At 58.1% G+C, this 8,935-nt stretch carries 12 protein-coding genes and 1 tRNA gene; 8 read left to right on the top strand and 5 right to left on the bottom strand.

The features are described 5' to 3' along the window. The first annotated feature begins 94 nt into the window (after positions 1–94). A complete protein-coding gene (locus NW843_RS06990) occupies positions 95–799 on the top strand; it encodes a Uma2 family endonuclease (protein WP_414522499.1) in 705 nt (234 codons plus the stop codon). Positions 800–842: 43 nt separating this feature from the next. Here the strand turns inward: NW843_RS06990 and NW843_RS06985 are convergent, their stop codons facing one another. Together NW843_RS06985 and NW843_RS06980 are read right to left on the bottom strand one after the other, a co-directional pair. After that, a complete protein-coding gene (locus tag NW843_RS06985; RefSeq protein ID WP_414407409.1) occupies positions 843–1,319 on the bottom strand; it encodes an urease accessory protein UreE in 477 nt (158 codons plus the stop codon). Next, positions 1,316–1,654: a hypothetical protein gene (locus NW843_RS06980; protein WP_414522498.1), complete on the bottom strand. Its 339-nt coding sequence runs from the start codon at positions 1,652–1,654 to the stop codon at positions 1,316–1,318. The genes NW843_RS06985 and NW843_RS06980 overlap by 4 nt, the downstream gene beginning before the upstream one ends. Before the next feature lie 42 nt (positions 1,655–1,696). Between NW843_RS06980 and NW843_RS06975 the strand changes: the two genes are divergently transcribed. From NW843_RS06975 to NW843_RS06965, 3 genes are all read left to right on the top strand, one after another. Next, entirely contained in the window at positions 1,697–2,023 is a 327-nt protein-coding gene (locus tag NW843_RS06975; RefSeq protein ID WP_011433607.1) for a phasin family protein, read from the top strand. 107 nt (positions 2,024–2,130) lie between these two features. After that, positions 2,131–2,733 (top strand): 3-isopropylmalate dehydratase small subunit, encoded by a 603-nt coding sequence (gene leuD, locus NW843_RS06970; protein ID WP_414342404.1) that lies wholly within the window; start codon positions 2,131–2,133, stop codon positions 2,731–2,733. Beyond that, entirely contained in the window at positions 2,730–3,812 is a 1,083-nt protein-coding gene (locus NW843_RS06965; RefSeq protein WP_414522497.1) for an SAM-dependent methyltransferase, read from the top strand. The genes leuD and NW843_RS06965 overlap by 4 nt, the downstream gene beginning before the upstream one ends. On the opposite strand, the gene NW843_RS06960 is transcribed toward NW843_RS06965, so the two are convergent. Then, on the bottom strand, positions 3,788–3,982 hold the full coding sequence (locus NW843_RS06960; protein WP_011433610.1) for a hypothetical protein: 195 nt from the start codon (positions 3,980–3,982) through the stop codon (positions 3,788–3,790). The two genes, NW843_RS06965 and NW843_RS06960, sit on opposite strands and share 25 nt — an antisense overlap. A gap of 139 nt (positions 3,983–4,121) precedes the next feature. Between NW843_RS06960 and NW843_RS06955 the strand changes: the two genes are divergently transcribed. From NW843_RS06955 to NW843_RS06945, 3 genes are all read left to right on the top strand, one after another. Further along, on the top strand, positions 4,122–4,361 hold the full coding sequence (locus NW843_RS06955) for a hypothetical protein (RefSeq protein WP_011433611.1): 240 nt from the start codon (positions 4,122–4,124) through the stop codon (positions 4,359–4,361). 90 nt (positions 4,362–4,451) lie between these two features. Beyond that, the gene (locus NW843_RS06950; protein ID WP_414346738.1) at positions 4,452–4,865 is read left to right on the top strand and encodes an NfeD family protein; all 414 of its coding nucleotides are present in this window, start codon (positions 4,452–4,454) and stop codon (positions 4,863–4,865) included. A gap of 98 nt (positions 4,866–4,963) precedes the next feature. Continuing rightward, a tRNA-Pro gene (locus tag NW843_RS06945) sits at positions 4,964–5,037 on the top strand. Positions 5,038–5,588: 551 nt separating this feature from the next. Here the strand turns inward: NW843_RS06945 and NW843_RS06940 are convergent. Then, positions 5,589–7,214, bottom strand: a complete 1,626-nt coding sequence (locus NW843_RS06940) for a TM0106 family RecB-like putative nuclease (RefSeq protein WP_414522496.1) — start codon at positions 7,212–7,214, stop codon at positions 5,589–5,591. A gap of 60 nt (positions 7,215–7,274) precedes the next feature. Then, positions 7,275–7,553, bottom strand: coding sequence for a hypothetical protein (locus tag NW843_RS06935; RefSeq protein WP_414522495.1), 279 nt, complete (start codon positions 7,551–7,553; stop codon positions 7,275–7,277). 464 nt (positions 7,554–8,017) lie between these two features. On the opposite strand from NW843_RS06935, the gene NW843_RS06930 reads away from it, so the two are divergent. After that, positions 8,018–8,854 (top strand): ABC transporter ATP-binding protein, encoded by an 837-nt coding sequence (locus NW843_RS06930; RefSeq protein ID WP_187147284.1) that lies wholly within the window; start codon positions 8,018–8,020, stop codon positions 8,852–8,854. Positions 8,855–8,935 lie beyond the last annotated feature (81 nt).

Genomic DNA, 8,935 nt, shown 5'->3' with positions numbered 1-8,935 from the left:
TTGAACAGTGATGTTCAGCAGTGTTCAGCGTAAATGTATCAGTCATCGATATTGCTCCGCAACACTGTCGCGACTGCTGGTAAGAGAGCTGGTCATGAGCGTCAGTAGCCCTTCCTTCCGTGAACTGCCCATCTTAGAAAGCGGCGATCGTCTCACCCGCGATGAGTTTGAACGGCGCTATCAAGCCATGCCTCAGCTCAAAAAAGCCGAGCTGATTGAGGGAATTGTTTACGTGGCATCTCCCCTCAGATATCGCCGACATGGCAGACCACACAGCCACATCATGGCCTGGCTGGGAGTTTATGAAGCAGCAACGCCGGGGGTTGAGTCGGCGGGCAATCCAACCGTTCGCCTGGACTTGGACAATGAGCCGCAGCCAGATGCCATATTGCGGATGCACGAATCTTGTGGGGGACAGTCCCGCATTAGCGAGGATGACTACATTGAGGGTGCACCGGAGCTGATTGTGGAGATTGCCGCCAGCATAGCTTCCTACGACCTGCATGATAAGCTGCGGGCCTACCGGCGCAACGGCGTGCGGGAATATCTGGTCTGGCTAACCCAAGAGCAAGCCTTTCGCTGGTATGTCTTCCAGAATGGAGAGTACGTGCAGCAACAGCCCAATGAGTTGGGCGTTTTGTACAGTCGGGTGTTTCCGGGGTTGTGGTTAGCCGTGGACGCGCTGCTGACGGGCAACATGCAGCAGGTGTTGGGTGTGCTGCAAAGGGGAATTGAGTCGGAGGAACACCGAGAGTTTGCAGCGCGGTTGGTAACCAGAGGAGCAGAGGGTGGGGCCTAGGCCATAGGTCTGAGGGACGGGTTTGTGCTCAGAAAGGCCCAGGTTAATGGCTGTGGGCCAACAGGTTGGGCTCGAAGACAGCCATCTCCAACCGAAACGGGATCCCCATGTGGGCCAGCCAGTCCTGCAGCGGATCATCGGCCAGCGCCAGGATCTGTCCTTGGAGGGAAACGTGGGCCGGGCGGTGCCAATTGCCCAGTTGATGAATCACCTGGCCCATCTGGATGGGGTTTTCAGGTTGAATCAAGAGCACCGGTTCGGGTTGGGCTCTGACCCGAATGTGTCGCTGCGCATCCGCATAGAGCAGATCCCCATCGTGAAGATGGGTGCCGCGGGGCAGCATCAGCTGGATCTCGGTGCCCCAGTCGCTCACCAGCCGTTGCCGGGATCGCTGGCGGTCGTGCCAAGTGAGGGCAACCACTTCCAAGTGGCCGGGGATCCCCTCTGGCGGCTCGTCCAGCAGTTGCGTCACCGTAATGGCCGCGGGCTCCTCTCCCGCAGCATGGGCATCTTCGCTCATGTTAGGGACTCCAGATATTGGCTGAGGTCTTCTTGAAGGCGAGAGAACTCCACTTCGGTGGAAAGGCCCAGCACCTTGGTTTTCAGAGTCACCAGCACCTTGGCTGCGTGGGGGCCAGCCCAGATGTTGGGGTTGCAGAACATCTCCAAGCTGAAATCTTCAGTAGGGTAACGAAACTCAACCGGCTCCTGAGGCTGCTGTCGGGAACGGATCTTGAGTCGCTCCAAGAGGATTTGCAGAGCCTTGTGCCATTGTTGTGCCGCCTCAGGCGAAAGGGAGAAACTGGCCGAGCCGGTTGCGAAGTTGAGGGCAAACTGAGGAAAATGGGTAGTCATGGAGGCCCGTACCGTTCGCGAAGCGTCCTTTGGAGGGCAGCATTGGACAACAACAGTATCTTACGTCAGCTCTTGCTAATGGGCGTGGGCACAACCACTCTGCTGGCAGAACAGTTGAGAAAGGCTGCCGACGACTTGGTGCAGAAGGGGCAGCTCAACCCAGAAGAGGCATCCAATGTCATCAACAACCTGCTCAACCAGGTGAAGGCCGAGCAGAGTAACTTTGAATCCTACGTTCAGCGGCAGGTGCGCAACGTCCTGCAGGATCTGGGCGTGCCCCGCCAATCGGAAATGGACGAGCTGCGGGGGCGGCTGGATCGGCTGGAGCGGCAGGTGCGCAATTTGGAAAATCAGGTTTACCGCCGGTAGCCGAGCTGAGCCTTCCCCTTTTGCCGGCTTTCCTTTGCCGTTGGGCAGGGTTTTGCCGAACGTTGCGATACCCTGAAGTCCTCTCTGGGAGAATTCATCAAGTTCCCATGTCAAGCGAAGTTTTGACCGTCACAGGCCGAGGGATCCCCCTGCTGGGCAACGACATCGACACCGATCGGATTATCCCGGCCCGCTTTTTGAAGTGCGTCACCTTCGACGGCTTGGGCCAGCACGTGTTTGCCGACGACCGCGCCCAGGATCCCGGCCAACACCCCTTCGATCAGCCTCAGTACCAGGGAGCCCAGATCCTCGTGGTCAATGCCAATTTTGGCTGTGGCTCCAGCCGGGAGCATGCCCCCCAAGCGCTGGCCAAATGGGGGATCCGCGCTCTCATCGGTGAAAGCTTTGCCGAGATTTTCTTCGGCAACTGCTTGGCCCTAGGGATCCCTTGTGTTACGGCACCCCCGGCTGTGATTCAAGCCCTGCAGAAGGCGGTGGCGGAAAATCCCCAGCTCCAGTTGACGCTGGATCTGCCCAACAAACAGGTGCGCTGGGAGGCAAATACCGCTGCTGTGGAGATCCCCCAGGGAGCCTGGCAAATGCTGGTGCAGGGCACCTGGGACGCCACAGGACAACTGCTGGCCGCCCAAGCCCAGATTCAGCAAGTAGCCGCTTCTTTACCCTACGTGCGTTGGCAGCGAGCCCGTTGAGCAATCCTCTCCCCCCTGATACCCATACATGGCTGGGCAGCGCCGACCCGGATTTTATGGATTTGGCGATCCGGGAGATAGAAGCTGCGGATCCAGAGGCTGCCGTGCAGCGGCTAAAGGAAGCACCTGGCTTGGTATGGGTGTGCAGCCAACGCTCATTTGCCGACCTGGCTGAGGCTTGGCAAGCTGACCCGCCCATTTTTTTACGCCACATCTGCCCCATTCACCAAGAACGGCGGCTGGCCGAGGGATCCTTAGTTGAATTGCGCCTTGATGGGGAAATGTTGGCAGCCATTGACCCCACCCTCAGCTTTTCGGTTCAGACGCGCCTGTTTGGGGAGCGGAATCTCAAGCCCTTCCAGGTCAATGAAACCTTGGCAGAACAGGTGATCGCGGCGGTGGGATCCCCCCTGCAGGTCAAAGACCCCCAGCAGGTGATCTCGGTGGTGATCCTGGCTCAACCGATGGGTATTCGCGCTTGGCTGGGCCTATCCTTGGCTGCCCAGAACCTCTCCAACTGGGCCGGTGGGATCCATCGCTTTCGGCGGGATCCAGAGCAAATCAGCCGCTCCGAGTTTAAGCTGCTGGAGGCTATCCAGGTGTTTCAGATTCCCTTGGTGCCGGGGGGACAGGCTCTGGATCTGGGGGCAGCACCGGGGGGATGGTCGCGCATTTTGCGTCTATATGGCCAGCAGGTCACGGCAGTGGATCCGGGGGACTTGCACGAGCGCCTCAGCCAAGATCCGGGGATCTGCCACCATCGCCTCAGCGCCCAAGCCTACTTGGCCCGTGGCCCAGGCCGGTTTCACCTCATCCTCAACGACATGCGCATGGATGGCCCGGCTTCTGCCCGCCTGATGGTGGCTTTTGCTCCCCATCTGGAGCCACAGGGGAGAGCTGTGATGACCCTGAAGCTACCCCACCAACACCGCCTGCGGGTGCTGCGGCAAAGTCTGGAGATTTTGGGTAGTGCCTTCCCCCTGGTGAGAGCCCGCCACCTGTTTCACAATCGCAGCGAAGTCACCCTCTACTTGCAACAGGGGATCCCTGCCCCTCAATCTGCCGTTTCCACCACCTGAATCTCCCGACGGAGCACCATTTCGCGAATGGACTCCAGCAAGCCTATCTCTTCGGGGGAGATTTTGCCGTCCGACCGGATGGCGTTGACGATTTGATCCACCTCTGTGCGGGTGAGCTTTTTGTCTTCCAGCGCTCGATCCACCAGCGCTTGCAATTGCGAAAACTCCATAAGGCTCCTCTTGCTTGAACAGGTCTTGTCGCCTCATCTCCTCATCCAAGCTACCCGCCCTGACCCAAATCTCCTGCAAGCGCAAGATTCTCTTCAGGTATCCTAAAGAAAACGTGAAACCCACCGAGAGGAAGACATCATGGCTGGCCCGGATCCCAGGAGCACTGCGCACGATTGCGCCACCCTCTGTCGAGATGGCTGTGTCTTGGGAGAGGACTGCCCCCACCGAGAGGCGGCTCGCCAAGCCGTGGCCTTTGTCATGAGCACCGACTGGGAGACCTTGATGCGGATCGCCGAATCCAAGAACCTACCCAAAAGCTCCCCTCAGGAAGAGATGGATCCCCTGCAGTTTTTGGAGAATTACCGCTTGGGCGGGTAAGCCCCAACCAGTCTCCCTAAGGACAAGGGATCCCTGCTGAGGATCCAGGGGTTTTGAGCCATACTGAGTTAGGTGGGATCCCTGGATTCTATGGTTTGGCCTTGGATCATCATCGGGTTAGTCCTCATTTCTGCCGAATTGTTTTTGCCAGAATTGGTTGCCGGCTCGGTGGGGCTGGCGGCGCTCTTGGCGGGGCTTTTGGCTTATTTGGGGCTGCCGATCTGGGTACAATTTGCCAGCTGGATTGGGGCATCGGTGGTGTTGATTATCCTCAGTCGCCGTCTGGTGCCCCATGGATCGGTTCAGGTAGAGGAATCTCGCGAGGCGCGGGCAATCACCCCCATTCCCCCAGGCGAACGGGGGCGGGTTTCTTATCTGGGTTCCACCTGGAACGCCAAGTGCAGCATTCCCAACCTGGAAATCCAAGCCGGACAGGAGCTCTACGTGGTGGAGCGACAGGGAAATACCCTCATTGTCATGCCGGCCAAGATGCTCAAGTCCTGACCTGGACAAATGTTTGTTTCCCTTGTTGCCTTGAGCGAGGGATCCCTGCTTGGGTGTGCATCAGAGGCGGGGATCTGGCATAATCACAAAAGTTAAGCCGGGATGTAGCGCAGCTTGGTAGCGCATCTGCTTTGGGAGCAGAGGGCCGCAGGTTCAAATCCTGTCATCCCGATCCTGCCTGCACCAAGAACAGAGCCATTCGCGTTCTTGGCCGATAGCTTCGCGCTTATCCAGGGCCCCAAAATCTTCCCATTGATGTTGCTAACTGCTAAAGCGGGCGTCTATTGGTGGAGGCGCAGTCTTTGTCTTGAAGGCGCAAGAAGCAAACTCTTCGATGCCACCGAATGGGTGGGTCAGGCAGACAAGCGGGATCCCTTATAGCCAGGCTGAGGGAAAAAAGAAGCAAGCACAAAAAAGGCAGGGTTAACTTGCCCCTGCCGAGAAGATCGAGAGTTGAGAGCTTGCTCTCGTTGTCGTAATCGTTGCATCAAGGCGCGGTTCCGCTTGTCCAGTTGGCGCTTACGTGCCGATCCCCCACGACCGCAACGGTTTCTGCCCTGATGGCGAGGAGATTCATGAGATTTCAACAGCATGGGATCCCCTTAATGAACTAAATGGGCCTGTCTAATTCTAAACGAAACCTCAGCAACTGGCCACAAGACTGGCGGCGCAAGCTGCGGCATTTGCGGCTGGGGATAGGCCGTCTTTGTCAATTTATTCGCATCATTCGGCATGGAGGACTCCTTGGGACAGCCAGTCTTTTAGGCGGTGGGTAGCCCGGCAGTCATCCTCGTTGTAGATAAGCGAGTGCTCCAAATATCTGCGCTCCCGAGTTTCCAGCCATTGGCTATACCAATAAATGGACTGGGCGCCATTGGCATCCGGCAGACGCCACTGAAACCCCAACCAGCGGGCGATGTTTTTCAGGGAATAGCTCTCAATCGGTAACACCACCGAGCGTTGCACCCAGGCCTGTAAATCCACAAAGCGCTGCAACAACTGCCGCAGCTGTCGGGGATCCGTGCGGTATTGCTCCCCCAGCCGTCGGCAGGTCTGCACCTCAAAGCCGTGAAAGTGATAGATGGGAGCGTCGGGATAGCGTTGTGCCAGTTGCAAGAATTGCTCCCAAGCTTGCCTTTCTTCCCGCGGCTCGGCGGCCAGGCAACTGTGATAGCTCGCAACCTTTTTCCCCTCGGCTTGCTCCACCACCAGCAGGCCCAGCAGATAGGCGACGTTGTGGCGGGGATCCGCCTCGATATCGAAGTACAGCTCTACGGGTGTGGTGGGCAGGGTTTCCGGGGGGGATTGAATCCAGAGAGGCTGCCGGCTGAGGGTGGCACGGGCTTGCAGCTGCAGTTGCAGGGCCACGCCGGATCCCAACTTGGGAATGGCTTGCAACCTATCCAACTGAGCGTTGGCCAGGGCTTCAATCGAGTGGATCCCCGCCTCTTGCAAAAGGGGATAGCGGGATCCCGTTACGCCCGGCAGCAGGCTGAGGGGTTGAGCGGCGGCGTTCAACTGGCGACAATGCTCCCGCCAGTGGCAAAGATGGCAGCGGCTGCGGGCCATGAACACCTGCGGTGGTTCCGGCTGGTTGAGGGAGTGCAGGTACTCCTGCAGCAATTGCCGCACCTGTGCTCGTCGGCGGCTCAGGTGGACGGGGTGCCACTTCCCATCTTTCAGGATCAAAATGCCCCGCTTGGGAACGTTTCCCTGCAGGGATCCGAGCAACTCTGCCTGCAAAGCCAGCAACAATTCGTATTCCGGTTTGGGGCGTTTGCCGATACGAATATGAACCGGCAGGTAAGAGGATCGGGCGGCGTGGCGACTTCTGCCAACGAGAGCGGGATCCCGAATCAGCAGATCCAGGGAGCTGCTCACCCAAACTGAACGTCCCTCTGGAACAGCTTCAGGCGGCAACGCAAGAGCGGGCACCATCTCGCAGTCTTCTGGGGCAGGGATGGGATCCCTTGGAGAGGAGGAGTGAGGGACAGGTTCAGAAGCAAGCTGCAACAGCTCTGCCTCAGCAGTACAGTTGAGATCTTCCTGCGGTTGCCAAAACAGCTCTGCGGCAATCCGTCCGCCGTAGATCCGCTCCGCCCCGTCGGCCATGGCTGCCAAGAGAGCTTCATTGCCCGGCGCAACCCGTTCTCCGGGGAATCGCTCAAACACAGCGGCTGCCAGGGCTTGGCGATCCCGCCGCCATTGCTCCAGCAGGTTGTCCGGCGGCAGCTTGGCCTCTTGAGGGCCAAAGCGATCCAGGTAAGGCAAGCGTCGGCAACGAAAGAAAGCAAGCAGCTCCTCAGCCTCAACAGAACGCTGTCCTGCTGCTGCAACCTGGCACTCCAACGGTGGAAAACCTCAGCTCTGCTGCCATTGTGGCACGCCCCCAGGTTGCCCTCTGATCCTTCAAGACTTGGGATCCTGAGTGGGCAGGAGATGGGCAATAATGCGCTCAATCATCTCAGATTGGCGACGAGCTGTATCGGCTTGCTGTTGACATATTGCCTTTAACTCTCCCAGCCAAGTGCTCTGCTCCTGGGATATCAGCACCTGTTGTTGAACAATGGCTTTCAGATGGGTCAGGTCATCCTTGACGAAGCTGACGGCCTCGGCCAGGGTCAACACAGCCCCAACCAGGCGATCCAGCCGGAAGTCAATTTGGTCGAACCGGTCTTTGCTCTGCATTTTGCTCAGATCAGATTCAGATTGGTTAGTAGAGGGTATCGGTGGGCGCTGAGGGAGGTCGCTTCACTGAGAAGAAAGCCCCAGTCTGACAGCCAGCCCCCTCAAGCTTGTGTCTCTATTGTTATCCATAGGTACAAATACAGCACTAGCCGTTTAGCACAACTTCCCCTATCTGCTGTACGCTCATGCCCTGCCCTGCGGACGCAACTCACTCTTCAGGTGCAATGTATGCTATTTGCAGAGCTTGGAGAAAAACCCCAGAGAACGAAATCACAGCCACGCAAAAGCTCAAGAGACAACCCAGACTGCTGCCAGCAGCAGGGATCCCTGATAAGACCTGCAGCTTGCTGACACGGCTGGCGTATGCTGGAGAATAAAGATTTCTTTACACTTTACCGGAGCGGACTGTGACAGCTCTTTCGACGGCCCCAACCTTGCCCCAAACCAAGACGGCGGCGGTGGAAATGCAGGGGGTGTGGAAACGCTTTGGGCAGCAGGTTGCCGTTCAAGATTTGAGCCTGCAGATCCCCCAGGGGGAAGTGTTTGCCCTGTTGGGGCCCAACGGCGCCGGCAAATCCACCACCATCCGCATGCTTACTAGCCTTACCCGACCCAGCCAGGGATCCATCCGGGTGGGGGGGTATGACGTGGTGCGGGATCCGGTGGCGGTGCGGCAGCAAATTGGCGTAGTTCTGCAGCCTATCACCCTAGAGGCAGAGCTGACCGTTTGGGAAAACCTGGAGTTCCACGGGCGTATGCACCACATCCCCAACCCAGAGCGGCAACGGCGCATCGATGAATGGCTGGAGTATGTGCGGCTGGCGGATCGCCGGCAAGACAAAGTGAAAACCCTCTCAGGGGGAATGAAACGACGCTTGCAGGTGGCCAGGGCGTTACTGCATCGCCCCCAGATTTTGTTTTTGGACGAGCCCACTGTCGGGTTGGATCCCCAGGCGCGGCGGCTGTTGTGGGAGATCTTGCGGGATCTCAATCGGCAGGGCATGACCTTGCTGATTACCACCCACTACATGGAGGAGGCAGAAGAGCTGTGCGACCGCATCGGCATCATGGATGGGGGAAGGTTAATCGAGTTGGGCAGCACCGAGCAACTGCGGGCTAAGTACGGAGAGGCCCTGCTGGTGCGATCCTGTCCTGGCCGGGAGGTGGAGTACACCTTTTTCCCCAGCTTGGCGGAAGCTCAGCGGCAGTTGGAAGCTGAACCTGACAAAACCGGCCTCATGGTGCGCCCGGCCAACTTAGAAGACATTTTTGTGCGTTTGACAGGCCGCCGCTTGGATTAACGGGCCCTCACCCCTGGCCCCTCTCCCAACGTGAAGAGGGGAGCATGACTCTAGTCAATAATAAGCTCAACTATACTGAAA

The sequence above is a fragment of the Synechococcus sp. R5-12 genome, assembly GCF_047502655.1.
Lineage (GTDB): Bacteria > Cyanobacteriota > Cyanobacteriia > Thermostichales > Thermostichaceae > Thermostichus.
Note: the sequence above shows the minus strand (reverse complement) of the source record. Positions and strands in the feature narration are given on the sequence as shown.